Origin of the sequence: Flavobacterium frigidum (assembly GCF_048286735.1) — a bacterium.
Lineage (GTDB): Bacteria > Bacteroidota > Bacteroidia > Flavobacteriales > Flavobacteriaceae > Flavobacterium.
This window is the reverse complement of record NZ_JBLVPU010000001.1, coordinates 1-26,997: the sequence shown is the minus strand read 5'-3', so window position 1 is coordinate 26,997 and position 26,997 is coordinate 1. Positions and strand designations below refer to the sequence as shown.

Sequence of the window (26,997 nt, the reverse complement as noted above, 5' to 3'; positions counted from 1 at the left end):
TAAAATTTTAAAATTAAATCATGAAAAATATAGTACTACAATTTTATATCGTTGCCTTTTTTCTACTGTCTAGCGCTACGATGCTAGCACAAACTCCAGGCGACACTGATGGTACAGCTGACGGTCTAGAGGGAGCTGATGCTCCTGCAGCACCTATAGATGATTACCTTTTACCAATGGCACTAGTAGCTGTTTTTGTAGGGTATAAATATTCTAAAAAAACGGCTCAAAAAACAGTTTAAATACAGTCGATTTTAAAACTGCAACCCAATAAAAACCCCCGAAATATAATTTTCGGGGGTTTTGCTATTTTATATCGGGATATCAATTCATGGATTTGAATGATATCCTATTCTATTTTACTTCTTAAATTGTTCCAAGGCATTTTTAGTAAAATCAGATAGAACTAACTTCCCCGAAATAGCGGCGCGTTGTAACAAAAGAGTGTCCCAGTGTTGCGTTCCTTCCCAAAGTACTTTTTTCATTTCCAGCAAAGCTTCAGGATTATAACTTGATAATTTAGTGCTGAAATCAGTTATTGCCTTGTCTAAGTCTTCCTTAGTTTCAAAGGTATTGGCATACAATCCTTTGGCAGCAGCCCAATCAGCCGACTTCCATTCGTGTGCCGCAAGGGTCATTTCGGCCATCGCTGTTTTTCCAATCTTTTTGGTCACAACAGGTTCAATTACAAAGGGACCAATTCCTATGGCCAGTTCTGATAATTTTATTGAAGCGTTTTTTGTGGCCATAGCATAATCACAAGCCGACGCAATCCCCACGCCACCACCGACTGCTTTTCCGTGAATACGACCTACAATAAGCTTTGAACACGAGCGCATAGCATTAATCAAGTGCGCAAATCCAGAGAAAAATTCGGTTCCTTCTGATTCATTGGAAACAGCCAAAAGTTCATCAAATGAAGCGCCTGCACAAAAAGCACCTGAGCCTTCACTTTGTATGACAATTACCGAAACAGTTGCATCTACACTTAAAGTATTGAATTCAGTAGTGAGTCGGTCTAATAATTCTCTAGGAAAAGAATTACTAGAAGGATGACCAAATATAACGGTCGCGATTTTGTTCTCGATAGTTGTAAAGAGCGAACCAGTCGAATTTTCTGATACCATAATGGAGTTTTTGGTGTAAAGTTAGAAAAATCTAAAAGAGGATTTTACTTTTTTTAAAATAGAATAGATTTGCTTTTTGAAATTTGCTTTTTGGAAAATTTATATCTTATATTTGCGATCAAGTTTGGGGGATTAGCTCATTTGGCTAGAGTGCTTGCCTGGCAGGCAAGAGGTGATCGGTTCGAATCCGATATTCTCCACAAACTAAAACCGTAAACTCTTTTTATTAAGAGTTTACGGTTTTTTTATGTTTAAAATTTTACTTTAGAATGTAAATCTACTTCGAATAATCAATTTTTCCTACGGTGCGCATGACACGTACAATTTTGGCTTTTCGCCTGTTTATGTACGAAGAAGAACTTGTTGCCGCATATTTTCTAGGATTGGGCAAAATAGCTGCAATTCCCGCAGCTTGCTTAGGTGTAAGGCCAGAAGCGCCTTTCCTATACCAGTGTTCTGCCGCAGCTTGCGCTCCATACACCCCATTTCCCATTTCGATACTGTTCAAATACACTTCCATGATGCGTTCTTTGCCCCAAATAATTTCTATTAAAACCGTAAAATAGGCTTCTAATCCTTTCCTTACATAACTACGACCTTGCCAAAGAAATACATTCTTGGCCGTTTGTTGGGATATAGTGCTTCCGCCTTTTATTCTTCGACCTCTCTCGTTGCTTTTGTAGGCTTTTTGCATGGCAATAAAATCAAAACCATTGTGCTTTAAAAACGTTCCATCTTCACTGGCAACTACCGCTTTTTGTAGGTTCATCGAGATGTTCTCAATGGGTTCCCAATCATGACTAAAAAAAACTTCTTTACCGCCTACTTTGTTTTCGATTACCCGAATTACCATTAATGGTGTAAACGGAACTGGAACAAATTTAAAAAGCACTACAAAAAACAAAGAAAGTCCAAAGAACCACAACAGTACTTTAAATAAAAATCGGGTTAGTTTGCTCATAAAAGAGATTGGTTCTTTTTTAACGGGTTGTCTTGCTTTTCTTGGTGCTATTTTTGTTGCCATTATACTAAATCTGCTAATTCTGTTCCAATTAAACTTCCTATTGCAACTCCCATTCCGCCTAATCGAACGCCACAATACACATTTTCAGATAGTTGTGATACAATAGGATTCTTGCTGTTGCCCATGCCCATAATCCCGCTCCAACGGTGCGCAATTTGGAAGTCATTTTTAGGTAAAATTACTTCTTTTAACAATTGTTCCAACTTTTTTTGTACTATTTCTGTCTGTCCAAAATCAGTTGTATTTTCAGTCTCAAAATCCAAATTTCTTCCACCTCCCAGTAAAATTCTGTCGCCAATATTCCTGAAATAATAGTATCCTCTATCCAAGTGGAAAGTACCTTTTATATCTAGGTTTTTAATTGGCTCTGTAATTAGCACCTGCGCTCTAGCAGGTTTCACAGCAACGCCAATTAGTTCATTTGCAAAACCATTCGTAGCAAAAAGTATTTTTTTTGTGCTGTAACTAAAATCTTTTAATGCTACCTCTACTCCATCTCCTTTGTCATAATAAGAGGTTACTGTTTGCTGGTTGAGAATTAAAATATTTTTAGAAACAGCCTCTTTTAATAATGCCTGCATCATATTTCCAGTATCAATTTGCGCTTCAAAAGGATTAAAAACTAAATATTCTTGAATTCCAGTGAATCCAAAACGGTCAACTTCCTTTGCAAAAACACTAGACTTAAATGGCGGCCGTAAAATTTCATTAATAAACGGTAATTTCCCTAAACATTCATTATAACTGCTCTCATCTTCTTTCAAGAATAATTCATATCCTCCATATGGTTTAAAATCTATGGTATCGTCACCGAGTCTTTTACGCAACAACTGTAACCCTTTCCACCGTTTTTGAACGAGTTGAATTACCTCTTCTTCTGAATGAGATTTTAAATCATCAATAATTTCTGAAAGACTTCCAAAACAAGCAAAACCAGCGTTTTTAGTGCTCGCTCCTTGTGGCAACATTCCTTTTTCTAAGACTAGAATTTTACTATCAGGAAATCTTTCGCGCAAGCGTAATGCAGCGTGCAAACCAACAATTCCGCTTCCTACAATGGTATAATCTATATTTGTAAACCAATTTTTTAACTCCCAATAACTCAAATCCATATTCAGGTATTTTTTATAAAAATAATATTTTTTTTAGATTTATTCTGAATTTATTTCTGGAGCTCATCCCGCTATTCATTGCAATCTTATTGTTTTTTTAAAACAAAAACAATAAGGATTTCCATTTCTATCGGGGCTAAACGAACTTCTTAGAAAGACAAAAATCGAAAAAAATTGGCTAATTTTATCATACAAAAAAATTGCCTTTTAAAATGAAAAAAATACTTTTTATACCCTTATCACTTATGAGTTTAAACGCTATGGCACAAAATATAATGACCCCGGAATTACTATGGAAACTAGGAAGAGTAACTCCTTTAGGAATTTCTAAGGATGGAAAAAATATCGTTTACAAAGTAACAACTCCTGTAGTTCAAGAAAATAAATCAGATACAAAACTATACTCTTTACCCGTAAATGGTGGGAATCCAACCGAAATAAAAGATACCGAAGCCCTTTTAAATGATAATAATACTTCTCCAGACGGGAAATATATGCTGTATCACGAAGAAGTAAAAATCGAAAAAGTTCATGGTAAAGATTTTTATCCAGAACTAGAAAAATCAGAGGTTCAAATCTATGATGGATTGAATTACCGCCATTGGGACACTTGGAACGAAGGCAAATACAATCATGTTTTTTATAAAGAAAATAAAGAGGAAGCAATAGGAATTGACATAATGAAAGGGGAAAATTTCGACAGTCCTCAAAAACCTTTTGGCGGAGACGAAGATTATATTTGGTCGCTAGACAGTAAAAGTATCTTTTACGTAAGCAAGAAAAAGGCAGGAACGGATTATGCAGTTTCCACCAACACCAATATTTTCGAATACAATTTAGAAACCCGGAAAACCACCAATAGAACCGAAGAAAATCTAGGATATGATACCGCTCCACAATTTTCTCCAACAGGTAATTTGACTTGGTTGCAAATGAAAAATGATGGGTATGAGGCCGATAAAAATGACTTAATTGCTAGTTTCAAAGGAATAAAAATGAACCTGACGGCAAATTGGGATGGAACCGTAGACAACTTCATATGGAGTGCCGATGGAAGTACAATTTATTTTGTAGCGCCGATTGACGGAACCAAACAATTGTTTAAAGTTAATTTTCCGGGTCTAACTAAAATAGCAATTACCGTTAGCCAAATCACTACTGGAGAATTTGACGTCAATGACTTAGTAGGTTTTTCGGGTGATAACATCATAATTACAAGAACCGACATGAATCATGCTTCCGAAATTTTTTCGTTTCATTTGAAGAAAAACACCTGGAAACAACTTTCAAATGTCAATATGGCAACCTATAATTCTTTAACACTAAGCAAAACCGAAAGGCGCTACGTTACAACAACAGATGGCAAAAAGATGTTGGTTTGGGTGGTTCTACCTCCAAATTTTGACGTCACAAAAAAATATCCAACACTTTTATATTGTCAAGGTGGACCACAATCGCCATTGACGCAATTTTACTCCTACCGATGGAATTTACAGTTGATGGCCGCTAATGGTTATATTGTTGTAGCTCCAAACCGTCGCGGAATGCAGGGGCATGGTGTAGCGTGGAATGAGCAAATAAGTAAAGACTGGGGTGGTCAGGTAATGGATGATTACCTAGCGGCAATTGATGATGTAGCAAAGGAAAAGTATGTAGACGCAACTCGTTTGGGATGTGTTGGCGCCAGTTACGGCGGTTATTCTGCCTTTTACTTAGCTGGAATACACAACAACCGTTTCAAAACTTTTATTGCTCATGATGGTATTTTTAATACCCAAAGCATGCACGGGACTACTGAGGAAGTTTTCTTTACGAACTGGGATTTTGGTGGAGCGTATTGGGAGAAAAACAATACCACTGCTCAAAAAGCCTATACTATTTTCAACCCAATGACTTTGGTCGAAAAATGGAACAAACCTATTTTAATTATTCAAGGCGGAAAAGATTTCCGTGTACCTATTGGTCAGGGGCAAGAAGCTTTTCAAGCGGCGCAACTACGAGGAATAAAAAGCAGATTCTTATACTTTCCTGAAGAAAACCACTGGGTATTAAAACCTCAAAATGCACAAGTTTGGCAAGCAGAATTTTTCAAATGGCTGAAAGAAACTTTGTAGATTAGAACTTATATAAATTAAACCTCATTCATCAATGAGGTTTTTTTGTTCCCTTCAAAATATTCTGAATATCTTAACTTTAAAGCCTTATCTAATTTTTATCTTTGAAAAATGGACAATAGAAAAAGTTATATTCCGATAAAAATTTTCATTAGTTATCTGGTGTTGGCTTTACTTTTTGCAAGTGTGGGCTGGTTTTTATACTCCGAGAGCAATATTTTTTCAAAAACTGAAAGTAAGGTTGTTAAAGAAAATAGCAAAATTTTAAAAGTGAGTACTTTACTTTCTAAAATATATAAAACAGAAAGTTTAGCCCGAATAACCATTCAGTCTAACTCTGAAAAACATTTCAAGAGTTATATTTCTAAAACAGACTCTTTAAAATTAGATATTGATTCTTTAAAATTATTGGTCACAACTTCCTATCAGACTACTTTATTGGATAGTGTAAAGTTTTTATTATCTAAAAAAACCCAAAATATAAAGCAACTTAAAGCCATAAAAAACAAGACTAATGATGAAGCTGCAGTAAAAAATGCAATTGAGGATTTAACAAAGATAGAATCTTCGTTACGAAAACTCCAATTGGAAGATTTTGTAAAATATCCCGCTAAAATGGGAGAATATCAACGAAATGTACTTAAAAAATACGTCTCCTACCTAAATCAAAACATTCCTGATGACAGCACGAACACGTTAAGTAAAAAAGCTACTGATTCGATTTTAATGGCTTCCAAAACGTTATTGAACGAAGTTAAGAAACAGACCGAAAAAAAGAAAATGTTATTAAATTTTGAAGAAAATAAATTACTTAGAAATGAAATTTCCATATCGGAACAACTAAAGAAAATCTTAAATATTGTAGAAAGTGAGATTATTCAAAATACAACTAAAAATAATTTAGACCGAGAAAATTCATTAAAAAAAACAAACCGAATCGTAACTATAGCAGCAGCGATAGGATCATTGTCAACATTACTATTTTTAATATTAATTTTGAATGATTTTTCAAAAACCCAATCCTATAAAAGACAACTCGAGGCAGCGAACATCAAAACCAAAACACTTCTTAAAAATAGAGAACAACTTATTTCCACGGTAAGCCACGACTTAAAAACACCTTTAAGTACAATCTTAGGCTACACTGAACTTTTAGGCAATTCAATCTTAAATCCGAAGCAAGAATATTTTATAAAAAACATTAAAAATTCTTCAGAATATATCTCGAAATTAGTTCAGGATTTACTTGATTTTACTCAAATTGAGGCGGGAAAAATAGTAGTTGAAAAAATTCCTTTTTCTTTATATGATATTATTCATGAAATAGGAAACAGTATACAATCAGTTTATATTCAAAAACCAATACAACTTGACATCAAAATTGACCCTAATCTAAAACAAAAAATCATAGGCGACCCGTTCAGGTTGAAGCAAATATTATCTAATATCATAGGAAATGCGTTCAAATTTACAGACAAAGGATTTATAAAAATTGAAGCCGCAAGAAATCCTGAAACCGATGTAATATCCATCCATATTGAGGATTCTGGCATTGGAATAGCAGAAAAAAATCAGCAATTAATTTTTGAAGAATTCACACAAGCCGATGAAAATATTGAAAATAAATATGGAGGAACTGGTTTAGGACTTACCATCTCTAAAAAAATAACCGCTATTTTAGGCGGTGAATTGAGTTTAAAAAGTGAATTAGGCAAAGGGAGCATTTTTGAAATACAGATTCCATTAATTTTTGACGATACACTATCTAAAAAAGAAATCTTTATCAATCCTTCAAAAGAGAACTTCACAGCAGTGATTATCGATGATGATGAGAGTTTGTTAAAGTTAACAACCGAAGTTTTAAAACAGCATCATTATATTGTTTTTCCTTTTAATAATGCCTCTGATGCGATTTCTGCACTACCAAATATTAATTTTGATTTCATAATTACTGATATTCAAATGCCTGTCATGGATGGTTTCTTATTTGTAGACAAACTAAAAAAGTTACCAGAAATAAATTATAAAAACCAGCCAATTATTGCCGTAACAGGAAGAAATGATTTAGATATAAAAAATTATAAAAACGCAGGATTCACAGCTATGGTCAGAAAACCATTTTCTCCTAAAGGATTGCTTAATACCATCAAAGCAATTTTGAATAATACGGAAATCCCTGTTGAAACAGACTTGAAAACTGAATCTAAACCGCCAAATAAACCATATTCATTAAAAGCGTTAAAATCATTTTTATCTGATGAAGACGAAGCTTTAAAAGAGGTTTTACTAATCTTTATGAGTAGTACAAAAGAGAGTTTGCTATATATAGAACAAGCGATCTTAGAGGATAACTTTCTTGAAATTAAAAATAGTGCTCATAAAATGAATCCAATGTTTAAGCAAATCAAGGCTTTTCATATTACTACAATTCTAGATCAATTAGAGTTAAAAGATGGTACAATTCAGAACATAAATATTATTTTTAGAGATTTAAAAAATAAGATTGCGAATCTTTTTATGTTTCTGGAAAAGGAGTTAAACTAATTAATATCGTATAATTTCAATTTATTATACAACGTTTTTCTGTTGATTTTGAGCAATTTTGCTGCTTCAGTTTTATTATTATTCGTTTTATTTAAGGCCTCAAGTATAGTGTCTTTTTCATTTTCAGACAACGAAAAATTATTTGTTGTCGTAAGTTCATTTTGAAAAAATTCTACTGGCAGAGCCGATTTTTCAATATAATCTCCTTGGGATAAAAGCGTGGCTCTTTTGATACAATTTTGCAGTTCCCTAAGATTTCCTGGCCATCTATAGTTTTGAAAAATAGCCATGACTTCAGAAGAAAATCCGATGATATTCTTGTTCAATTCTTGATTTGATTTATCAAGAAAAAAAGCTGAAAAAAGCATTAAATCCTCATTTCGTTCCACTAATGAAGGAGAATGAATGGAAAATTCATTGATTCTGTGGTATAGATCTTCCCTGAAATCTCCTCTTTTTACTGCTTCGCGCAAATCTTCATTTGTTGCCGTAATAATCCTAATATCAACATCGATTTCTTTATTACTTCCAACTGGTTTTATTTTTCTTTCTTGCAAAGCCCTTAAAAGCTGAATTTGATTTTCATAAGATAGATTCCCTATTTCATCCAGAAATATAGTTCCACCGTTTGCCGCTTCAAAAAAACCAATTTTATCTTGGATCGCTCCAGTAAAAGATCCTTTTAGATGTCCAAAAAATTCACTAGCTGCTAATTCTTTTGGAATGGAACCACAGTCAACAGCAATAAAATTAGTGTTTTTTCTAGAACTATTTTCGTGAATACTTTTCGCAATGACTTCTTTTCCGGTTCCGCTTTCACCAATAATTAAAACTGACATGTTTGTTGGGCTGACTAATTGAATGTAATGGGCAAGCTTTTGGGACGCCTTAGAAATACCTTTAATGAATTCGTCAGTATTTTTTTTAACCTCTTGTTTTTTATTTTTAGATGTAGAAATTATGTTTTCAGATATTTGCAGTGCGCTAGTAATAACCAATAAAACTTCTTCAGGATTAAATGGTTTTGAAATGTAATCTGCAGCACCGTTTTTTATAGCTTTTACAGCTGTACTCACATCCGAATATCCCGTCATTAGTATTATAGGAACATTGGGGTGAGTTGATTTTATTTCTGACATAAGTACGATTCCATCAGAATCGGGAAGTCTTAAATCCGTAATGATCAAATCGAATTCGTTATTTTTAATCTTAGACTTTGCTTCTGTAGCTGAAAATGTTGCCGTTACATCATAGGATTTTTTTATTAGAAATTTTTCTAATAATCTACAAAAAGCTACATCGTCTTCAATCAATAAAATCTTAACCATTACATTGTTTAACTGTAGTGCTAAAATAAAGTTATTAAATTTGTATTCTCATAATTTTTTGCAAAAAAAAAGAGACTGTTAAAAAACAATCTCTTTTAAAATAAAAAATTTCCTTAAACTATTTATTTATCCAGTTTCCTTCGGCATCCGCATAAACAGTAGCTTTCTGGTCTCCAACTTTAATTTCTAATTTATATTCTTTTTTTGCATTGATAGAAGCTTTAATTAGTGTGGCGTCTGGTTTAGCGATTTTCAATGCTGCTTTGACCGCTTCAGGAATTGCTTCTGCCTTAACTTCAGTATATTCCTCCTGTAATAATACAGATTGGGTTACTATATTGCTTACTGGAATAATAGCTGCATAACTTGATATACTTCCTAAAACGATTGCTGCTGATAAGATTAACTTTTTCATATAATTTTCTTTAATTTATTATTTATAATTATTTTTTGATCCATTTTCCATTTGCATCTGCAAAAAGGTTTCCTTTTTTATCACCAACAGTGATATCCAATTTGTACTCTTTGTTAGCATTTATATATGCTTTATCGAGTATTGCATCTGGATAAGCTGTTTTTAATGCCGCTTTTATAGCTTCAGGTACTTCTTCTAGTTTTACCTCAATGTATTCTTCTTGAATAGATTTTGAATTGGTAACGGAGTTAGTTGTAGGAACGGCATTTGCAAATGTTGATAAACTTCCTAAAACGATTGCTGCTGATAAGATTAACTTTTTCATACTATTTATTTTTAAATTATTCATTTGTTATTGTTGTTTAGGATATAAGAATAATTATACCAATTTTTTTACGATAACCTAAAATACCTATAATAGACTAAAAACCAATACATTATTATTTGACTACTTTGTTTAAAGATGGGGAAAGCGGGTATTTTTTTGAGGAATATGGGTAATATTTATACACTTTACACAAGTATCAAAATTAAATTAAACAAAAAAAACCTTGCATCGCTGCAAGGTTTTCAATTAAATAAAGTATTTTTTATTCTGGATCGTTCATCTTAAAAGTATCCATAAATGCTGTTGTATACACCCCTGAAATATATCTAGGATCATCCATTAACTGTCTGTGAAACGGAATGGTAGTTTTTATTCCTTCAATTACAAATTCGTCTAATGCTCTTCTCATTTTGCTAATCGCTTCTTCTCTCGTTTGAGCAGTAGTTATCAATTTAGCAATCATAGAATCGTAGTTTGGCGGAATTGTATAGCCAGAATAAACGTGAGTGTCTAAACGAACTCCGTGTCCACCTGGCATGTGCAATGTTGTGATTTTTCCTGGAGACGGACGGAAATCATTGTACGGATCTTCTGCATTAATTCTACATTCTATCGCGTGCAATTGAGGCAAGTAATTTTTACCAGAAATAGGTATTCCAGCAGCAACCATAATTTGCTCTCTAATCAAGTCATAATCGATAACTTGCTCCGTAATTGGATGTTCAACTTGAATACGAGTATTCATTTCCATAAAGTAGAAGTTACGGTTTTTATCTACCAAAAATTCTACTGTTCCAGCACCTTCGTATTTGATATACTCTGCTGCTTTAACCGCTGCTTCACCCATTTTTGTACGTAATTCATCGGTCATAAATGGAGATGGCGTTTCTTCAGTAAGTTTTTGATGACGTCGTTGAACCGAACAATCTCTTTCTGATAAGTGACACGCTTTTCCGTAAGAATCACCTACAACTTGAATTTCAATATGGCGTGGCTCTTCGATTAATTTCTCTAAGTACATACCATCATTCCCAAAGGCTGCCGCCGATTCTTGACGCGCGCCTTCCCAAGCTTTCAATAATTCTTCTTCTTTCCAAACAGCTCTCATTCCTTTTCCCCCACCACCAGCAGTTGCTTTAAGCATTACTGGATAACCAAAATCTCTCGATAATTGTAAGGCTTGTTCGTATGATTCTAAAATTCCAACAGAACCCGGAACACAAGGCACACCAGCTTCAATCATAGTTGATTTTGCCGAGGCTTTATCTCCCATTCGATCAATCATTTCTGGAGAAGCTCCAATGAATTTGATACCATGTTCTTGACAAATTTTAGAAAATTTAGAATTTTCAGAAAGGAATCCGTATCCTGGATGTATTGCATCTGCATTGGTGATTTCTGCAGCAGCAATAATATTTGACATCTTTAAATAGGATAAGTTACTTGGAGGTGGTCCTATACAAACCGCTTCGTCAGCAAACTTAACATGTAGACTTTCGGCATCGGCAGTAGAGTAAACAGCTACTGTTTTAATTCCCATTTCTTTACACGTTCTAATTACGCGTAACGCAATTTCGCCTCTATTTGCAATTAATATTTTTTTAAACATCTATTTTCAGTTATAAGTTATGAGTGATAAGTTTTTAAAATTATGATGGATTAAAAATCAATTCATAATATATATAAATCATAAATTATTTAAGATGGATCTACCAAGAATAAAGGTTGGTCAAACTCAACTGGTGACATATCATCAACCAATATTTTTACTATTTTTCCTGAAACTTCAGATTCAATTTCATTAAATAATTTCATGGCTTCAATTACACACAAAACATCACCTTTAGCAATTGATTTCCCTACCTCAACAAACATAGGTTTGTCTGGAGAAGGTTTTCTGTAAAAAGTCCCAATAATTGGAGATTTTATAGTGATATAGTGTGCATTCTCTACAACTGGGACCTCTGCTACTGCTGCAACAGGAGTAATTTGTTGCGGTGCTGCTGCTTGTGGAAGCGCTGCTTGAGCTGGCATTTGTTGAACATACGTGGTTTCAGTTACATTCCCTTCTAAAGTTGTTCTGATGGTGATTTTTACATCATCCATCTCTAATTTAACTTCTGCAACTCCTGAATTTGCTACAAACTTGATAAGATTTTGAATTTCTTTTAAATCCATGATTATTTGTTTTTAGTTTTAGTTTATTTTTTATCGTATGCCCATTTTAGATAAATAGATCCCCAAGTGAATCCACCTCCAAATGCAGCGAAAATTATTGTATCTCCTTTTTTGAATAAATGCTCAAAATCACTTAGTACTAATGGCAAAGTAGCCGAAGTAGTGTTTCCGTATTTTTCAATGTTCATCAACACTTTTGAATCTTCTAAATTCATTCGATTTGCAGTTGCATCGATAATACGCTTGTTTGCCTGGTGTGGCACTAGCCAATCAACATCATCATTTGTCAGATTATTTCTTTTCAAAATTAATTCGCTTGAATCAGCCATATTAGTAACAGCATATTTAAATACTGTTTTTCCGTCTTGTATAATACTGTGCTTGTTATCTTGAACCGTTTCGGCAGTAGCTGGAAGTATAGAACCTCCGGCATCAATCTTTAAAAAATCTCTTCCTACTCCATCACTTCTTAAATACTCGTCTTGCAATCCTAAACCCTCATAATTAGGTTCGAATAGAACTGCACCAGCACCATCCCCAAAAATAATACAGGTTGCTCTATCTGTATAATCTACAATCGAAGACATTTTATCAGCACCTATCAAAAGTACTTTTTTATATCGTCCGGATTCAATGTAGGCAGCTGCTGTTGACATACCAAACAAGAAACTAGAACATGCTGCTTGTAAATCATAAGCAAAGGCATTTAAAGCACCAATTTCGGTAGCTACATATACTCCCGTTGAGGCAACTGGCATATCTGGAGTTGCTGTTGCCATTATAACCAAATCGATTTCTAGGGGATCAATATTGGATTTAGCTAATAAATCTTGTGCAGCTTTTATTGCCAAAAAAGAAGTCCCTTTTCCATCTTCTTTAAGGATTCTCCTTTCTTTGATTCCTGTACGAGAGGTAATCCACTCGTCATTGGTATCTACCATGGTTTCAAGTGCTTTGTTTGTTAACACAAAGTCAGGAACATATGCTCCAACAGCGGTTATTGCGGCTGTAATTGTATTCATTATAAGCTATTATTTTTTGTCAAATGGTATCATTTGAAAAATTTTTAAAAGACTTGAAAATTACAAAAAAAAATCCATTTTGATTAATTTGTAACTTCTTATTTCATGAAAATCATAAACAACAAAAAAACTCTCACGATGTGAGAGTTCGAATATCATTTACTAAAATGTATTAAGCAACAGCTACAGATTTATCTATAACAACTTGCCCTCTGTAGTACATTTTACCTTCATGCCAATATGCTCTGTGGTACAAATGTGCTTCTCCTGTGATAGGACAAGTAGCGATTTGTGCTACAGTAGCTTTATAATGTGTTCTTCTTTTATCTCTTCTTGTTTTGGAGATTTTTCTCTTAGGATGCGCCATTTTACTATATTATTTATCCGTTAATAGTTGCTTTAATTTGTCCCAACGCGGGTCAATATTTTCTTCTTGTTTACTCTCTTTTTTTACTTTTTTTACTATCAGTTCATTAAGTTTGGTCAAAGCTTCTGTTTTTAAACTTCCATCTTTAACTCCTGGATGAACTCGTCTTAGAGGTACTGACAACACTATCATTTCATAGATATATTGTGCAATATCTATTTCAAACTCTCCATGAGGCAATACTAATAATTCTTCATTATCATTATTAAATTCTTCGCCAAAACGAACAATTAATTTCATTTTACCTTTTACTGGCAAGTCAAAATCTTCGCTTGTCAAATCACAAGGAACGTTTACAACACCTTTATGCTTAAAACTCAACTCTAACAGCGTACTTTTTTTCTCTAAAACTACATTTACTTTGATATTTGAATCTTGATATTCATTATAATCAAAGATTTCAAAGAACGAATTACTTATTTGATATTCAAAATGATGTTTTCCTAGCTTTAACCCTATGAAAGGAATTAAAAATTCTTTTGTCTTCTTCATTTGACCAACATTTTGACCCTGTCACAACGATTCGTAACGGGAGTGCAAAGATATAAAATTATTGTAAATCTAATAATGTTATTCACTTTTTTTTGTTCACAACTGTTTTTCTTTTGTTTTCAAAGGCTTTGCACTGATTTCGGCATATTGATTTCTAGAATGATAAATGTCAATTGCTAAATAAACAGCCTCTTTGAATGAATTGAAATCAGCAACTCCTTTTCCTGCAATATCAAAAGCAGTTCCGTGATCCGGCGAAGTCCTTATTTTATTTAAACCTGCCGTATAATTTACTCCATTCCCAAAAGACAATGTTTTAAAAGGAATTAGTCCTTGATCATGGTAGGCTGCAATAATAGCGTCATATTTCTCATATTGATTGCTGCCAAAAAAACCATCTGCTGCAAAAGGTCCAAAAACTAAAGTTCCTTTATCAAACAACTTTTTTAAGGTTGGCTTGATTACCAAATCATCTTCGGTACCAATAACACCACCGTCGCCACAATGCGGATTCAATCCTAAAACCGCAATTTTAGGCTTATTTATACTAAAATCTCGTATCAATGATTGCTTGACTGTTTCAATTTTTCTTTTGATCAACTCTTCTGTAAGATGAGAAGCTACCTCACTCAACGGTATATGATCGGTCAACAGTCCTACTCTTAAATTATCCTGAACCATAAGCATAAGAGCATTACCCTCTAGTTCTTGATCCAAATAATCTGTATGACCCGGGAATTTGAAGTCCTCCGACTGGATATTATATTTATTTATAGGTGCTGTCACCAACACATCTATAAGATCGTCTTTTAAGGCTTTTGTTGCTGCAACAAATGATTTTACAGCATACTCACCCGCCTTTGGATCACCAACACCAAAATTCAGATCGACTCCCTCTTTCCAAACATTTAAAACATTGATTTTTCCGGGAACAATTTGATCCAGCTTATCAATTCCGTGTAATACCGAGTCAGATTGAAAACTTTTCTTGACAAAGGATAACAACTTAACATTAGCAAAGATAACAGGCGTGCACAACTCTAGCATGCGCGTATCCTCGAATGCCTTTAAAACAACCTCGCTTCCGATACCGTTTAAATCTCCTATAGAAATTCCAACTATTATATTTTCTGCTTTTTTCATAATGACATACCGTTATTTATTGCTAATTTTGAAGTGCAAATTTAGTAAAATAAAACAAGAAATGTTCACAGGAATAATAGAAACACTTGGCGTTATCCAAGAAATAAAAAAAGAAAATAGCAATATTCATATTACAATGAATGCTACTATTACAGGGGAATTACAAATTGATCAAAGCGTAGCGCATAATGGAATTTGCTTGACTGTTGTCGCAATAAATGATACTTTTTATACGGTAACTGCCATTGACGAAACAGTACAAAAAACAAATTTAGGTGACTGGAAAATTGGAGACACCGTGAATCTAGAACGAGCGATGAAACTTGGTGACAGGCTTGACGGCCACATCGTTCAGGGACATGTAGACCAGACAGGAACCTGCATTGCCGCAGAACAAACTGACGGAAGCTGGCGTTACACCTTTAAATATGACGAAACACCAAACAATATCACTATAGAAAAGGGTTCTATCACTGTAAATGGTGTGAGTTTAACCGTAGTTGATTCCAAAAAAAATGAGTTTAGCGTAGCTATTATCCCGTACACGTACGAAAACACTACTTTTAAAAACTTCACAATTGGCACGAAAGTTAATCTAGAATTTGATGTAATTGGCAAATACGTTTCCAGATTATACAACAAATAATTACGATTGTATTTAAAAATTATGACAATTGATTGATGCTCTAACTGACCGTGTAAACTAAATAGAAACGATTCAAAAATACGGCATTCTCAATAAAAAACAAAAACTCCAATTTAGATTGAAGTTTTTGTTTTTTGCTGATAGCGGTATATAAAATAAATCCCAAAAAAAATAGCTAGAATTAGCACTAAGAAATTATCATCAATTGTCAATCCCGGAGGAGGTGGTGGCTTTCTTGCAGTTGGAGCGGGTGGTCCAGAACCTCCTGGCCCAGCAAAAAGATCCACAATCCCCAAAAGGAAAATGAGCATGAAATAAAGTTTGTTTAGTTTTATTGCCATTGAATCAAAGATACTAATTTTATGGAAGATTTATTAAACCATAAGTAGAAATTATCCACATCAGTAAAATCAAAGATACGCTTTTTTGAATAAGTTGGTTTAAATAAAAAAATAAACCCCTCAATATCAGCAGATATGAGGGGTTTTTTGTGGTCCCACCTGGAGTACCATTATTTTTTAGCTTGTTTTATTCAACTATAATCTCTTATATTTGACTATCAATGGGTTTATCATGTATATTTTAATGAGTTTTAATGAACTTTAATTTAAATTTACTCCCCTATTTACTCCCCCTATTTAACCAACTTTAATGAACTTTAATATGAATTATCTATTTGAATTACGCAAAGACAAAATAAATAAAAACGGTTTAATACCTGTTAGAGTAGTTATTACCGCAGGAAAAATTAAAATCAGAAAAAATCTCCCGATTGTAAAAACCTTGCTAGAAGACTGGGATGAAAAAAGTGAAGTAGTTAGAAACCATAAAAAAAATCCCTTTTTTGAAACTTATCAAGAATCAAATGCTGCTATCCATCAAGCAAAAGAAAAATTAGATAGTATTAAAGATTTTTTCAAATACAATAAAATCCCATTCGCTGAAGATATTTTTTTGGAAAAATTTGACAAAGAAGAGGTTTCTATTGCAATTGATTTTTTTGAAGCTTTTACTGAATTTATAAATGTTTCTAAACACACAAAAGCTTTAGGCACTATCACAAAGTATACAACCGTTAAAAATTTTTTAGAACATTTTAATGAATTTACGAAATACCCCATACGATTTGACACCATAAACCAACGATTTGAAGAAAAGTTTATGGAATACGCTTTTGAAGAAAAGAAAACGTTGAACAATTATTACGGGAAGTTGATCAGCATCATTAAAACTTTTATGAACTGGTCTTTTGATCGTGGATACCATAATAATATTGAATTCAAAAAACTAAAGCGAGTAGAGAATGAAATTGAGGTAATCTTTTTAGAAAAAGAAGAGCTTTTTAAACTATACAAGCATGATTTTGAAAATGAAAAATTAAACAAATCAAGAGACTTCTTTTGTTTTGGATGTTTTACCGGATTGCGACATTCTGATATTAAAAATATGGATCAAGCAAACATTTACGATGATTACATCCAATTAACTTTAATAAAAACTAAAACCATTAATCATAGGATCGAATTAAATATTTACGCTAAAGCCATTCTTGACAAATATAAAGGAACTATCTACGAACCATTGCCCAAAATAAGCTCACAAAAACTAAATAAAAACATCCAAGACTGTTGCGAGATCATCAAACTAAATTCTGATGTTACTATTACAAGGCACATCGGAACCAAAAGAATTACTAAAAATTTCAAGAAGTACGAATTAATTACTAGCCATGTGGCCCGCAAAACTTTTGTTACAAACTCACTTATTTTCGGAATGAATGAAAGAATTCTTAGAGAAATGACTCATCATAAAGATGAAAAATCATTTAAAAGATATGTAGATATATCTAACTTCCAAAAAAACAAAGAGATGAAAAGCACATGGAATCTAAATTTTGAAAACGAATAATATGAAAATTTCTCAAGAACAAAAAACAAAAACTATAAATTCAGAAGATACATTGAATATCATTACTGTCTATGAACAAATAGGCGAAAAATTAAAATTAATCTTAGAATCCTCAGATCCTTCCAAATACAAGAATATTATTGAGTTAATTTTTTGGTACTTAAATTATAGAGAAATCGAATCGTTAGTCGATTCTATAAAAGACAATTCGAACTGGCCCGTTTTTTTAGCAGAATTTAGTAAAGAAAAATATATTAAGGAAGAAGCAATTGAATCATTTTATTTAAACCAAATAGAAGAAGCGCGCCTTTCATTATGTACAAGTGATTTTATGGCTTACATAATAGGAAAGAAATGTGATTTACAAGTTCTACTTAATGAAAATAGCATTTGGTCAGAAGTTTATACAATAATAAATACAGAATTGAATGGATATCTAATACGGGAAAAAATGCTTTGTATTGAGGAAAGTAATAAGAAAGCACATGTCCCAATTAATTATGCACTCTCAATGTTTTTTTTGCACGACAAAAAAACTGCAATATCAAAATTTAAAAGAATTTTATCAGATGATAGAGAGCATAGATTAGAAGTAAGTCATGAAGGGGAATATTTTTTAATAACTGAAAAATTCTTTAACAGACTAAAGTTAGATTTTATTCCTCAAATTAATTTATTTAATGACTTACATAAAATCAGTTTCGAAAATATTGAAAATCAATTTATTACAAAAGATGAACTAAAAATAATTTATGACAGAGAAGATTATTTTAACAAAAGAGTATTCAGCGTCGATATTAAAAAATTATTAACCCCAAGAAATATTTTAAACAAAGAGTTACTTGTGGAAAGTTATTTTTTGTTTTTTAAATCAATTGACAACCAAATTGACAGAAAAAATATTGATATTTTGATTTCCTGTTTTACAGAAAAAAATCCAAAATATGAAGAAATTGAAATAATAAGCGCAAGACGCACACTTAACGCTTTATTGCTAAAACCTAAAAAAAATTCAGCTTTTATTGTTATGAATTACTATCTGGAGCAACGAAAGGTGTTTCATGAATCAATGCACAACTTAGCCTTTTTATTAGACATATTTTTCAACAATGTTCATGGTATGAGATTTGACACTAATAAAGGTGTTTTTTATGGGAAAAAAAAGTTGATATTGATAAAGCTATCTCCAGTGAATTAAAAGACTACATCAAAAAAAACACCTTACAAACTTATTAAAGCTTGTTTAAATTCTGTGTGTATACTTGTGTAATTTTTTAAGTAAAGTTCAAGCCTAATTTTACCAATGAAAATCAATTAAAATCATTGAAAAAATGGCAACATCACTTACACCCTTACAAAATGAGGAATTATTCTCATTTCCTGCCCCTGAAGATCAATTGAATCAAACTGAGGTAGCAGCATTATTTGGAAGATCGGTTCAGACGATCATTAATTGGAAGAAAAAAGGAAAAATTCCATATTTTGAAATGGGAAGATTCCCCGTCTTTAGTAAAAAGCAGCTCACTCAAGTTGCTTCACGAAATCAACACTTGATAAAAATTTAAAACAAAAAGAGCACAGTCTTCAGCTATGCTCTTTTTGTATTGTTCAATTCTACTAATTGTATATCTAGCAAATATACAAAAAAACACTTTGTATAATGAAAAACATGTATTTAAGAATAGGCACGTCTTATTTTAAGAGATCCCTATACCCTTTATCTTCAGGAGACTTTATCGAGATCTTAGTCATTTGGTCTGCTGAGTTGATCAGACAAGACCACGGTAAAGATGTACTTGCGGAAATTGAAAAATTTGATGGCTTTATTTGCCTCCCTGAAAATCGCCCAGAGCATTTTAAAAAAAGAGTACAGGACTATTACAACACCTATCATCAAATTAGCAAATCACCTTCTGAAGGTGATATCACAAGTACATTAAGTTTTCTAACCCATATTTTTGGAGAGCAGCTTGAACTTGGACTCGATTACTTGCAACTAATTTACTTACGGCCAACACAAATTTTACCAATTCTTTGTTTGGTCAGTAAAGAGCGTTCAACGGGTAAGTCAACCTTTCTGAAATGGCTAAAGGAAATTTTTGAATACAATTTAACTTTTTTAACCAACAGCGATTTTACTTCAAATTTTAATAGTGATTGGACATCAAAACTACTGATCTGCATAGATGAAGTATTATTTAAAACTGATGAGCTCACTGAACGCATAAAATACCTCTCTACAACAAATACTTATAAAACTGAGGCAAAAGGAAAAGACAAAAGGGAATCTTCTTTTTTTGGGAAGTTTATCCTTTGTTCGAATAAAGAGACCTCGTTCTTAAAAGTAGAAGCGGACGAAATCAGGTTTTGAATCATTAAAATAAATCGCTACCAGAAAGAAGATGTCTATCTCTTGAAAAAATTAATTACTGAGATTCCAGCATTTTTGTATTTCCTAACAAACAGAAAACTTTCAACTGAGAACCATTCCCGAATGTGGTTTACACCAGAGCAAATCAGAACTAATGCATTATTAAAATTAATACGGCATAATTCGAATCAAATAGAACGAGAGTTAGCAAATGCTTTAATGAATACAATTGAAAGTTTAGATATTGAAACATTAGATTTTTGCTTTTCCGACTTATTAAACATTTTAAATAAGTTTAAGATTAAATATGATCCTGTAGAAATCAAAAACGTAATCCGAAAAAATTGGAAATTAGAGCAAGCCAAAAACTCAAATCAATATCAAAAAGTGAGTATTACCAACGACCTCAATTTTTACCAAAATTTAACTAAGGGGCGCTACTACACAATAACCCGAAAATTTTTATCTGATTTTAATGATGAATTGATGAAAATAGACGGTTAAGCCAATAGGAATAAGCTTTTAAACTGTCATCATTTTGTCATCATAAAATAAAATGATGAAAATAAAATGATGAATGAATTTCAAGAGTGACGACATGATGAAAAAAAGATGATATACGAACCTTCACCAGTACTAGGCTGACTGTATTTTGTCATCAAATCATCACTTTTTTTCTTTTTTAAACTTTTTAAATAAAAACATCATGCATAAAAAACAAACACCGGAAATACCAATTGGAAAAATACTTGAAAATTTAAGTTTTGAACCCTTTAAATCCAATCAAAATAAAATAGAGTTTATTAGAGGACCTTAATTCATCTTTTTCCCCTTTAAGCTTGGGGTTTAGTTTAGTCTAAACATATTTAATAGAAACTAAACCTAAAAGTATCTCTAAAGCTTAAAAGGAAAAAAGTTCTACATGGTTCCTTTTACTTTACTCATACTGCATTTCAAAAAAACTTAAAGTGATAATGTTAAGTAACATTATCATATTAATGTTAAGCAACATTGTCATATTAATGTGATAGCTATTTAATTAATTTATAAAAAATAAAATAACTAATTAATTAATTATATAAATGTGCAAATCAAATACTTAATTAAAATTCTAACCTATAAAACACTCATTAAAACTAATAAATTGATTAATAAAAATGGCCAGCAAGGTATGTTTTTTTGTACAAAAAACCGTGTTAATAAAATAAAAAAAACACTCGTAAACTCGTGTTTTTAAAACAATTTAAAAATAAATTATATGAAAAATAAAGGCGGAGCTCCAAAAAAAAATGAACAATTAAAACTAAATAAACGGCTCGTTCTATCATTTAATGAACCAGAATGTACAAAGCTACAAGAGAAAGGATTACTAAATAGCATAGCAATCAAGAGCATTATAATGAATTCGATATCAAATAAAACGATACAAATTCCTACAAATAAAGACCCACAATATATTTTTGAACTAAATCGCATAGGAAACAATCTTAATCAATTGGCAAAAAAAGCAAATAGTACTAATCAGTTTTCCAATCTTGACATAAGAAACTTTTGGACTTTATTAAATGAATTAGAAAAACTACTTACCGAATGATAGCCAATATAACAAAATTTTCAAAGCTTGAGCCTTTCATCAGATACAACAACAATAAGGTACTAGCTCAAGAAGCAATTGTATTAGATTTCGGGAATATATTTATGGATGATCTAAAAGTGGCCGAAAACATTATAGCAGCTTATGGAAATAACGTAAAAAGTAAGCGTCAAGATAGGTTTGCTCACATATCTCTAAACTTCCTTCCAGCGGATAATGCGGTTTTGACGGATGCTATTTTGAAAGATATTGCTAAAGAGTATCTAATCGGAATTGGCTTTGATTCAGACCACCCCTATCTTGTATATAAACACGATGATACAATTCACCCTCACATACATTTAGTTACCTCAAAATTAGATACTTATGGGAAATATATTGCTAGTTCAGATAATTTTAGACTCAGTCAGCGTGTTACGAGAGAGTTAGAAATACGGCATAACTTGACACGTGTTAGCTCACAAAAGCAAAAAGTGATGGTACAAGAAAGATTAGCTGATGCACCTAATCTAAGAGATAAACTCAATTTCCATATAAAGAATGCTCTAGAGGTTTTACAAATTCAAAGTTTCGTTGAGTTTGTAATGTATTTGAACAACCATAAAATTGATGTGCAAGTTATCGCAAGGCTAGATGTAATAGACGAGGAAGGTTATGTTAAGGAAGGATTGGTTTTTAATAGTTTAACAGGAGACTTTAAACAAAACCAGAGAGGCATTAAAGCAAGCTCACTGTATTTAAAACCAACAAAGAAAAACCTAGATATAATTTTTAAAAAAAATAAAGAAACACACAACAAAACAAAAGTATTAATAAAAGAAGAGCTCGATACTATATTTTCAGAATACGAAAAAGTAACATTATCAGATCTTAAAACAATCTTATTAAAAAATAACATAACTCTAAATTTTAAAGAGGATAGGAATGGTAAGATAGTGGGTACATCATTTTCGGATAAAAAAACCGGTTTAAAAATAACAGGTGAAGATATAGGAAAAAATTATACTGCTCGTAGCATCGCATCTTTGATAGGGGATACAACTGACCTTAAAATTTTTGATCAGTTACATCGTGGCAATCCTAACGATGTAATTATATTGCAAAATCTGGAAAAATCCAGCCTTGATCAAAAAGATAGGGTAATAGACATTGAATACAGTAAAACTTTTGACGAGTATACTTTTGATGTTATAGAAACACAGCAAAGCGATACCATCCAAAATGATGATTCCCTTTCTGATATTGATCGAAAAAAAATAAATCCTTTAAAAAAGAGAAAACGAAGATTGTAATAAAAACGGAGTTGCCATTATAGTCAACTCCGTTTTGCTATTCATCTAATCTATAAATAAAATCAAGATTAGAATGTTTATCATACACTCTTTCAACGTCAATGGTGAATTCTTTTTTACCAGTTCGAATTCCTTTACAATACTCCTCTATAAATGGCGTAAAGCCGTCAATAACTTGAACAGAATTATTTCCTGGAGAAGAATTAATCGCATTTCTTCTTCCTTCTGTAGTAGCTGGATTTAGTATTAATTCTCCATTTTCATAAACAAACAAATCGATTTGAGGTTCACTTAAAGGCAAATCCTTTTTGAATTCTGAAAATTCGTTATTTTTCATAGTTTACATTTTAATAGTTCTCCATCAAAGATAAGCAAAATTAACCAATTTTAACTTACAAATTTATTGATTTTGTACAGCAAACGATTCAATAACTTTATTACCGTATAAATAGAGTATTATCTAAGTTATTAATTTTAATGTTTACTATGTATTCTAACCTTCAATAGGTCAACCACCATGGATCAAAATTATCTACCGCAATTATCCTCAGTAATCATTTACTATTATTTATAAAGTAAAAGTGAAAGAAATTCTTGTTGTTCAAACTCAAAAATCACCAAAAGTGGGTATGGTAATTTCATACAAAATAGCTTTTATTTACGAACTTGATTTATCACAAAATGGTAATCTAGTTTAGAAGTCGCTTCCTAATAAAAATCGACGAATGGATCACACAAGCTAAAAACTTTTAATAAGCTAATGTTTGTGTCTACAGCTAGTCTTTTTTTTAATACTATTTTTACGTTTCAATAAATTAAGATTTCAAACCAACAGGTAAAAGTGAACTAAAAATGGCTAAAGCAGTAAAAGCAAAAAAAGAAAAATCAATTGAAGAAACACTATGGGACTCCGCAAATAAGTTGCGTGGTACCGTAGAATCGTCTGAATATAAGCACGTAGTATTAGGTTTAATCTTTTTAAAATTTGCCAGTGATAAATTTGAAGAACGAAGAAAAGAACTAATTGCTGATAATAAAGAAAAATTCCTAGAGATGAAGGAGTTTTACAACATGTCCAATATCTTTTACTTACCACAAGAATCACGTTGGTCGTTTATTATTGAAAACTCTAAACAAGCGGATATTGCATTAAAAATTGATACCGCTTTACACACCATAGAAAAAAACAATCCGGCTCTAAAAGGCGCTTTACCTGATAATTACTTCTCCCGTTTGAATATGGATGTGAGCAAGTTGGCAGCTTTACTCGATACCATTAACAATATTGACACGCTCAAAGACAAACAAACGGACATTGTTGGTCGAGTATACGAATATTTCTTGAGCAAATTTGCTTTAGCTGAAGGAAAAGGGAAAGGCGAATTCTACACCCCAAAGAGCATAGTAAACTTAATTGCTGAAATGATTGAGCCCTACAAAGGAGTCATATATGACCCTGCTTGTGGCTCGGGTGGTATGTTTGTACAAAGTATTAAGTTTATTGAAAACCACCACGGAAACAAAAAAGAGATTTATATTTACGGACAAGAATATACAGCTACGACTTATAAACTAGCCAAAATGAACTTGGCCATTAGAGGGATAGCCGCTAACTTAGGCGATGTACCTGCTGATACCTTTGGCAAGGACCAACACCCAGATTTGAAAGCCGACTTCATCATGGCAAACCCACCGTTTAACCAAAAAGATTGGCGAGCAAGCGATGAGCTCACTGACGACCCACGTTGGAGAGGTTATGATGTTCCACCGATGAGTAATGCCAATTATGCTTGGATTTTAAACATGGTTGCGAAACTTTCTGAAAATGGAGTAGCTGGTTTTATCTTGGCAAATGGTGCGCTTTCTGGAGGTGGCGAAGAATACAAAATTCGTAGAAAATTAATTGAAAACGATTTGATAGAAGCCATTGTAATTTTACCACAAAATATGTTTTATACTACCAATATTAGTGTAACACTTTGGATTTTGAATAAAAATAAGAAAGCCAGAACAGTACAATTACCTGATATGGTAAGAAACTATCGTGACAGACAGCACGAAATTTTGTTTATGGATTTAAGAGAAGTTGGAATTCCTTTTGAAAAAAAGTTTATTCAATTTTCAGGAGACAATATTATTGAAATCACCGAAGCTTAGCATAATTGGCAAACAGATATATCTAAATACCAAGACGTTCCTGAGTTTTGTTATGCCGCTTCTATTGATGAACTTGAAGCCAAAGATTATTCGTTAGTGCCTAGCAAGTACATCACCTTCGTAAACCGTGATGAAAACATTGATTTTGAAGATAAAATGCAAAATCTCAAATCTGAATTTTCTGATTTATTGAAATCAGAGCAGCAATCAAAAACTGAATTATTGAACGTTTTCAAAGAATTGGGATATGAAATCAAATTATAGAAAAATTGGAGATTTCATAAAGCTTGTTGATGAACGAAATAAGGGTTTGAAAGTTACCAATCTTGTTGGACTCAGTATTTCTAAACAATTTATTAAATCTGTTGCGAATACAATTGGAACGGATATGGAGAATTATAAGATTATCCGTAAAAATCAATTTGCCTGCAGCACCATGCAAGTGCGAAGAGATAAAAAAATGCCACTTGCTTTATACAATGATAGTGAACCTGCAATAATTTCTCAAGCTTATCCTATTTTTGAAATAAATGATACTACAAAATTATTACCTGAATATTTAATGATGTGGTTTACTCGCACAGAATTTGATAGAGAAGCTTGTTTTCATACAGATGCGGATGTTAGAGGTGGTTTACCTTGGAGTGCATTTTGTGATTTAGAATTACCCATTCCACCCATAGAAAAACAACAAGAAATTATTAGAGAATACCACACCATACAAAACCGTGTTGCCTTAAACAACCAATTGATTAGTAAACTGGAAGAAACTGCTCAAGTAATGTATAACAATATTATAAGTTCAGAAGATTCTTTGGAAAAATATCGATTAGGTGATTTAATAGAAATAAAAGGTGGTTTTTCATACAATAGTGTTGATATTGGAAAGGGGAATTCATATTTATTAAGTATGGGTTGCGTTTCATTTACTGATAGATTCTTAGAATCTGGTATGAGGCTATATTCAGATAATATTCCAGAAACACATATTGTTACTTCAAAAGATATTATTATTGCTACTCGACAACAGTCTGAGAATATGCCAATATTGGGTTTTCCCGCAATGATACCAACAAATTTAAGTGATAAAAGACTTGTAATTGCTTCTAATTTGTATCGAGTTATAAATAATTCAAAATTATCTAATGAATTTATTTTTCAAATTTTAAAATCTGAAGAATATCAAAATAGAATTAAAGAGCAAACTAAAGGTACAACAGTTGGTATGATTACTAAAGACGCAATTGAAGATTTTATATTTGAAGCGCCCAATTTCGAAATATTAATTTCATCACAAGTAAAAATTAAAAAAATAATTGAGATAATATTTATAAAACGAGAAGAAAGCCAAAAACTAGGTGAATTGAAGGATTTGTTGTTGGCTAAAATGACTAGGCTTGATTAAATAAATTTTAAAATAATACAACTATAAAAATATGTTACGAATTTTACATTTAACGGATTTTCATTTAAATAAAAAAACATTAAAAGATTGGGATGGTTTTTTAAAAGAAGCTTTTGTCCCGTCCTGAAATAGCGATACACAATAAGTATCCTAATGGAAAAACATGAAGAAACACACTATGTGAAGCGGACTCAAAAAGATTATTCAATGTCTTTTAAATTACAAATTGTTCAAGAAATTGAACGAGGACAAATTACAGTTACAGAATCCACAAAGACTTATGGCATTCAAAATAGATCAACTGTTGTTAAATGGCTTAGAAAATTCGGTAACTTTGATTGGGAAAACCAAACACCATTTACTATGTCAA

At 32.2% G+C, this 26,997-nt stretch carries 29 protein-coding genes and 1 tRNA gene; 16 read left to right on the top strand and 14 right to left on the bottom strand.

Going from position 1 to position 26,997, the window contains the following annotated elements; translation table 11 throughout:
* Positions 1-20: 20 nt before the first annotated feature.
* A complete protein-coding gene (locus ACNQGO_RS00145; protein WP_417947684.1) occupies positions 21-242 on the top strand; it encodes a hypothetical protein in 222 nt (73 codons plus the stop codon).
* 117 nt (positions 243-359) lie between these two features.
* Here the strand turns inward: ACNQGO_RS00145 and ACNQGO_RS00140 are convergent, their stop codons facing one another.
* On the bottom strand, positions 360-1,127 hold the full coding sequence (locus ACNQGO_RS00140; protein ID WP_417969740.1) for an enoyl-CoA hydratase/isomerase family protein: 768 nt from the start codon (positions 1,125-1,127) through the stop codon (positions 360-362).
* 126 nt (positions 1,128-1,253) lie between these two features.
* Here ACNQGO_RS00140 and ACNQGO_RS00135 point away from each other — a divergent pair.
* Positions 1,254-1,327, top strand: a tRNA-Ala gene (locus ACNQGO_RS00135).
* Positions 1,328-1,404: 77 nt separating this feature from the next.
* Here ACNQGO_RS00135 and mtgA read toward each other — a convergent pair.
* On the bottom strand, positions 1,405-2,151 hold the full coding sequence (gene mtgA, locus ACNQGO_RS00130) for a monofunctional biosynthetic peptidoglycan transglycosylase (RefSeq protein WP_417975708.1): 747 nt from the start codon (positions 2,149-2,151) through the stop codon (positions 1,405-1,407).
* Positions 2,151-3,263, bottom strand: a complete 1,113-nt coding sequence (locus ACNQGO_RS00125) for an NAD(P)/FAD-dependent oxidoreductase (protein ID WP_417969736.1) — start codon at positions 3,261-3,263, stop codon at positions 2,151-2,153. The genes mtgA and ACNQGO_RS00125 overlap by 1 nt, the downstream gene beginning before the upstream one ends.
* Positions 3,264-3,475: 212 nt before the next feature.
* Here ACNQGO_RS00125 and ACNQGO_RS00120 point away from each other — a divergent pair, with 212 nt between their 5' ends.
* Positions 3,476-5,377: a S9 family peptidase gene (locus ACNQGO_RS00120; protein WP_417983812.1), complete on the top strand. Its 1,902-nt coding sequence runs from the start codon at positions 3,476-3,478 to the stop codon at positions 5,375-5,377.
* 111 nt (positions 5,378-5,488) lie between these two features.
* Entirely contained in the window at positions 5,489-7,921 is a 2,433-nt protein-coding gene (locus tag ACNQGO_RS00115; RefSeq protein WP_417983811.1) for a hybrid sensor histidine kinase/response regulator, read from the top strand.
* Here ACNQGO_RS00115 and ACNQGO_RS00110 read toward each other — a convergent pair.
* The 9 genes from ACNQGO_RS00110 to pdxA form a co-directional block, all read right to left on the bottom strand.
* Entirely contained in the window at positions 7,918-9,249 is a 1,332-nt protein-coding gene (locus ACNQGO_RS00110; RefSeq protein ID WP_417947432.1) for a sigma-54-dependent transcriptional regulator, read from the bottom strand. The genes ACNQGO_RS00115 and ACNQGO_RS00110 overlap by 4 nt on opposite strands.
* Before the next feature lie 118 nt (positions 9,250-9,367).
* Positions 9,368-9,664 carry a hypothetical protein gene (locus ACNQGO_RS00105; RefSeq protein ID WP_417947434.1) on the bottom strand — a complete coding sequence of 99 codons (297 nt, stop codon included), beginning with the start codon at positions 9,662-9,664 and terminating at the stop codon, positions 9,368-9,370.
* Between the two features lie 28 nt (positions 9,665-9,692).
* Positions 9,693-9,989 carry a hypothetical protein gene (locus ACNQGO_RS00100; RefSeq protein WP_417967375.1) on the bottom strand — a complete coding sequence of 99 codons (297 nt, stop codon included), beginning with the start codon at positions 9,987-9,989 and terminating at the stop codon, positions 9,693-9,695.
* Between the two features lie 265 nt (positions 9,990-10,254).
* Entirely contained in the window at positions 10,255-11,601 is a 1,347-nt protein-coding gene (gene accC, locus ACNQGO_RS00095; RefSeq protein WP_309759778.1) for an acetyl-CoA carboxylase biotin carboxylase subunit, read from the bottom strand.
* Between the two features lie 89 nt (positions 11,602-11,690).
* Positions 11,691-12,170 (bottom strand): acetyl-CoA carboxylase biotin carboxyl carrier protein, encoded by a 480-nt coding sequence (gene accB, locus ACNQGO_RS00090; RefSeq protein ID WP_417944899.1) that lies wholly within the window; start codon positions 12,168-12,170, stop codon positions 11,691-11,693.
* 23 nt (positions 12,171-12,193) lie between these two features.
* The gene (locus ACNQGO_RS00085) at positions 12,194-13,192 is read right to left on the bottom strand and encodes a beta-ketoacyl-ACP synthase III (RefSeq protein ID WP_417967377.1); all 999 of its coding nucleotides are present in this window, start codon (positions 13,190-13,192) and stop codon (positions 12,194-12,196) included.
* Between the two features lie 172 nt (positions 13,193-13,364).
* On the bottom strand, positions 13,365-13,559 hold the full coding sequence (gene rpmF / locus ACNQGO_RS00080; protein ID WP_007137315.1) for a 50S ribosomal protein L32: 195 nt from the start codon (positions 13,557-13,559) through the stop codon (positions 13,365-13,367).
* A gap of 9 nt (positions 13,560-13,568) precedes the next feature.
* Positions 13,569-14,111, bottom strand: a complete 543-nt coding sequence (locus ACNQGO_RS00075; protein ID WP_417983810.1) for a YceD family protein — start codon at positions 14,109-14,111, stop codon at positions 13,569-13,571.
* 96 nt (positions 14,112-14,207) lie between these two features.
* Entirely contained in the window at positions 14,208-15,257 is a 1,050-nt protein-coding gene (gene pdxA, locus ACNQGO_RS00070) for a 4-hydroxythreonine-4-phosphate dehydrogenase PdxA (protein WP_417983936.1), read from the bottom strand.
* A 58-nt stretch (positions 15,258-15,315) separates the two neighbouring features.
* Between pdxA and ACNQGO_RS00065 the strand changes: the two genes are divergently transcribed.
* Positions 15,316-15,900 (top strand): riboflavin synthase, encoded by a 585-nt coding sequence (locus ACNQGO_RS00065; protein WP_417983809.1) that lies wholly within the window; start codon positions 15,316-15,318, stop codon positions 15,898-15,900.
* Between the two features lie 113 nt (positions 15,901-16,013).
* On the opposite strand, the gene ACNQGO_RS00060 is transcribed toward ACNQGO_RS00065, so the two are convergent.
* The gene (locus tag ACNQGO_RS00060; protein WP_417983808.1) at positions 16,014-16,211 is read right to left on the bottom strand and encodes a hypothetical protein; all 198 of its coding nucleotides are present in this window, start codon (positions 16,209-16,211) and stop codon (positions 16,014-16,016) included.
* 352 nt (positions 16,212-16,563) lie between these two features.
* Here ACNQGO_RS00060 and ACNQGO_RS00055 point away from each other — a divergent pair, with 352 nt between their 5' ends.
* The 7 genes from ACNQGO_RS00055 (at position 16,564) to ACNQGO_RS00025 (ending at position 23,065) form a co-directional block, all read left to right on the top strand.
* Complete coding sequence (locus ACNQGO_RS00055) at positions 16,564-17,808, top strand: phage integrase SAM-like domain-containing protein (RefSeq protein ID WP_417983807.1); 1,245 nt, start codon at positions 16,564-16,566, stop codon at positions 17,806-17,808.
* A 1-nt stretch (position 17,809) separates the two neighbouring features.
* Positions 17,810-19,006, top strand: coding sequence for a hypothetical protein (locus ACNQGO_RS00050; RefSeq protein WP_417947355.1), 1,197 nt, complete (start codon positions 17,810-17,812; stop codon positions 19,004-19,006).
* Between the two features lie 133 nt (positions 19,007-19,139).
* Complete coding sequence (locus ACNQGO_RS00045; protein ID WP_417947356.1) at positions 19,140-19,373, top strand: helix-turn-helix domain-containing protein; 234 nt, start codon at positions 19,140-19,142, stop codon at positions 19,371-19,373.
* A gap of 95 nt (positions 19,374-19,468) precedes the next feature.
* Positions 19,469-20,179, top strand: coding sequence for a primase-helicase family protein (locus ACNQGO_RS00040; RefSeq protein WP_417947357.1), 711 nt, complete (start codon positions 19,469-19,471; stop codon positions 20,177-20,179).
* 42 nt (positions 20,180-20,221) lie between these two features.
* Entirely contained in the window at positions 20,222-20,683 is a 462-nt protein-coding gene (locus ACNQGO_RS00035; RefSeq protein ID WP_417983806.1) for a hypothetical protein, read from the top strand.
* 754 nt (positions 20,684-21,437) lie between these two features.
* Complete coding sequence (mobC, locus tag ACNQGO_RS00030) at positions 21,438-21,773, top strand: plasmid mobilization relaxosome protein MobC (RefSeq protein ID WP_417947359.1); 336 nt, start codon at positions 21,438-21,440, stop codon at positions 21,771-21,773.
* Entirely contained in the window at positions 21,770-23,065 is a 1,296-nt protein-coding gene (locus ACNQGO_RS00025; protein WP_417983805.1) for a relaxase/mobilization nuclease domain-containing protein, read from the top strand. The genes mobC and ACNQGO_RS00025 overlap by 4 nt, the downstream gene beginning before the upstream one ends.
* A 37-nt stretch (positions 23,066-23,102) precedes the next feature.
* Here the strand turns inward: ACNQGO_RS00025 and ACNQGO_RS00020 are convergent, their stop codons facing one another.
* Positions 23,103-23,402, bottom strand: a complete 300-nt coding sequence (locus tag ACNQGO_RS00020) for a hypothetical protein (RefSeq protein ID WP_417983804.1) — start codon at positions 23,400-23,402, stop codon at positions 23,103-23,105.
* A 515-nt stretch (positions 23,403-23,917) separates the two neighbouring features.
* On the opposite strand from ACNQGO_RS00020, the gene ACNQGO_RS00015 reads away from it, so the two are divergent.
* From ACNQGO_RS00015 to ACNQGO_RS00005, 4 genes are all read left to right on the top strand, one after another.
* A complete protein-coding gene (locus tag ACNQGO_RS00015) occupies positions 23,918-25,222 on the top strand; it encodes a type I restriction-modification system subunit M (RefSeq protein ID WP_470303442.1) in 1,305 nt (434 codons plus the stop codon).
* A gap of 96 nt (positions 25,223-25,318) precedes the next feature.
* Positions 25,319-25,486: a hypothetical protein gene (locus ACNQGO_RS15395; RefSeq protein WP_470303441.1), complete on the top strand. Its 168-nt coding sequence runs from the start codon at positions 25,319-25,321 to the stop codon at positions 25,484-25,486.
* A complete protein-coding gene (locus ACNQGO_RS00010; RefSeq protein ID WP_417947770.1) occupies positions 25,470-26,627 on the top strand; it encodes a restriction endonuclease subunit S in 1,158 nt (385 codons plus the stop codon). Before ACNQGO_RS15395 ends, ACNQGO_RS00010 begins: the two co-directional genes overlap by 17 nt.
* A 153-nt stretch (positions 26,628-26,780) precedes the next feature.
* Positions 26,781-26,997, top strand: a 217-nt coding sequence (locus ACNQGO_RS00005; RefSeq protein WP_417947772.1) for a transposase, incomplete at its 3' end; no start/stop codon positions are given.

What these genes read in the sequence shown, in the direction of transcription:
- ACNQGO_RS00145 (WP_417947684.1), top strand. Translation starts at nt 21, where the DNA reads ATGAAAAATATAGTACTACAATTTTATATCGTTGCCTTTTTTCTACTG.
- ACNQGO_RS00075 (WP_417983810.1), bottom strand. Translation starts at nt 14,111, where the DNA reads ATGAAGAAGACAAAAGAATTTTTAATTCCTTTCATAGGGTTAAAGCTA.
- ACNQGO_RS00020 (WP_417983804.1), bottom strand. Translation starts at nt 23,402, where the DNA reads ATGAAAAATAACGAATTTTCAGAATTCAAAAAGGATTTGCCTTTAAGT.
- rpmF (WP_007137315.1), bottom strand. Translation starts at nt 13,559, where the DNA reads ATGGCGCATCCTAAGAGAAAAATCTCCAAAACAAGAAGAGATAAAAGA.
- mtgA (WP_417975708.1), bottom strand. Translation starts at nt 2,151, where the DNA reads ATGGCAACAAAAATAGCACCAAGAAAAGCAAGACAACCCGTTAAAAAA.
- ACNQGO_RS00015 (WP_470303442.1), top strand. Translation starts at nt 23,918, where the DNA reads ATGGCTAAAGCAGTAAAAGCAAAAAAAGAAAAATCAATTGAAGAAACA.
- ACNQGO_RS00140 (WP_417969740.1), bottom strand. Translation starts at nt 1,127, where the DNA reads ATGGTATCAGAAAATTCGACTGGTTCGCTCTTTACAACTATCGAGAAC.
- ACNQGO_RS00060 (WP_417983808.1), bottom strand. Translation starts at nt 16,211, where the DNA reads ATGCTCATTTTCCTTTTGGGGATTGTGGATCTTTTTGCTGGGCCAGGA.
- ACNQGO_RS00055 (WP_417983807.1), top strand. Translation starts at nt 16,564, where the DNA reads ATGAATTATCTATTTGAATTACGCAAAGACAAAATAAATAAAAACGGT.
- ACNQGO_RS00085 (WP_417967377.1), bottom strand. Translation starts at nt 13,192, where the DNA reads ATGAATACAATTACAGCCGCAATAACCGCTGTTGGAGCATATGTTCCT.
- ACNQGO_RS00010 (WP_417947770.1), top strand. Translation starts at nt 25,470, where the DNA reads ATGAAATCAAATTATAGAAAAATTGGAGATTTCATAAAGCTTGTTGAT.
- mobC (WP_417947359.1), top strand. Translation starts at nt 21,438, where the DNA reads ATGAAAAATAAAGGCGGAGCTCCAAAAAAAAATGAACAATTAAAACTA.
- ACNQGO_RS00110 (WP_417947432.1), bottom strand. Translation starts at nt 9,249, where the DNA reads ATGGTTAAGATTTTATTGATTGAAGACGATGTAGCTTTTTGTAGATTA.
- ACNQGO_RS00045 (WP_417947356.1), top strand. Translation starts at nt 19,140, where the DNA reads ATGGCAACATCACTTACACCCTTACAAAATGAGGAATTATTCTCATTT.
- ACNQGO_RS00040 (WP_417947357.1), top strand. Translation starts at nt 19,469, where the DNA reads ATGAAAAACATGTATTTAAGAATAGGCACGTCTTATTTTAAGAGATCC.
- ACNQGO_RS00125 (WP_417969736.1), bottom strand. Translation starts at nt 3,263, where the DNA reads ATGGATTTGAGTTATTGGGAGTTAAAAAATTGGTTTACAAATATAGAT.
- ACNQGO_RS00105 (WP_417947434.1), bottom strand. Translation starts at nt 9,664, where the DNA reads ATGAAAAAGTTAATCTTATCAGCAGCAATCGTTTTAGGAAGTATATCA.
- ACNQGO_RS00025 (WP_417983805.1), top strand. Translation starts at nt 21,770, where the DNA reads ATGATAGCCAATATAACAAAATTTTCAAAGCTTGAGCCTTTCATCAGA.
- accC (WP_309759778.1), bottom strand. Translation starts at nt 11,601, where the DNA reads ATGTTTAAAAAAATATTAATTGCAAATAGAGGCGAAATTGCGTTACGC.
- accB (WP_417944899.1), bottom strand. Translation starts at nt 12,170, where the DNA reads ATGGATTTAAAAGAAATTCAAAATCTTATCAAGTTTGTAGCAAATTCA.
- ACNQGO_RS00115 (WP_417983811.1), top strand. Translation starts at nt 5,489, where the DNA reads ATGGACAATAGAAAAAGTTATATTCCGATAAAAATTTTCATTAGTTAT.
- ACNQGO_RS00120 (WP_417983812.1), top strand. Translation starts at nt 3,476, where the DNA reads ATGAAAAAAATACTTTTTATACCCTTATCACTTATGAGTTTAAACGCT.
- ACNQGO_RS00100 (WP_417967375.1), bottom strand. Translation starts at nt 9,989, where the DNA reads ATGAAAAAGTTAATCTTATCAGCAGCAATCGTTTTAGGAAGTTTATCA.
- ACNQGO_RS00050 (WP_417947355.1), top strand. Translation starts at nt 17,810, where the DNA reads ATGAAAATTTCTCAAGAACAAAAAACAAAAACTATAAATTCAGAAGAT.
- ACNQGO_RS00065 (WP_417983809.1), top strand. Translation starts at nt 15,316, where the DNA reads ATGTTCACAGGAATAATAGAAACACTTGGCGTTATCCAAGAAATAAAA.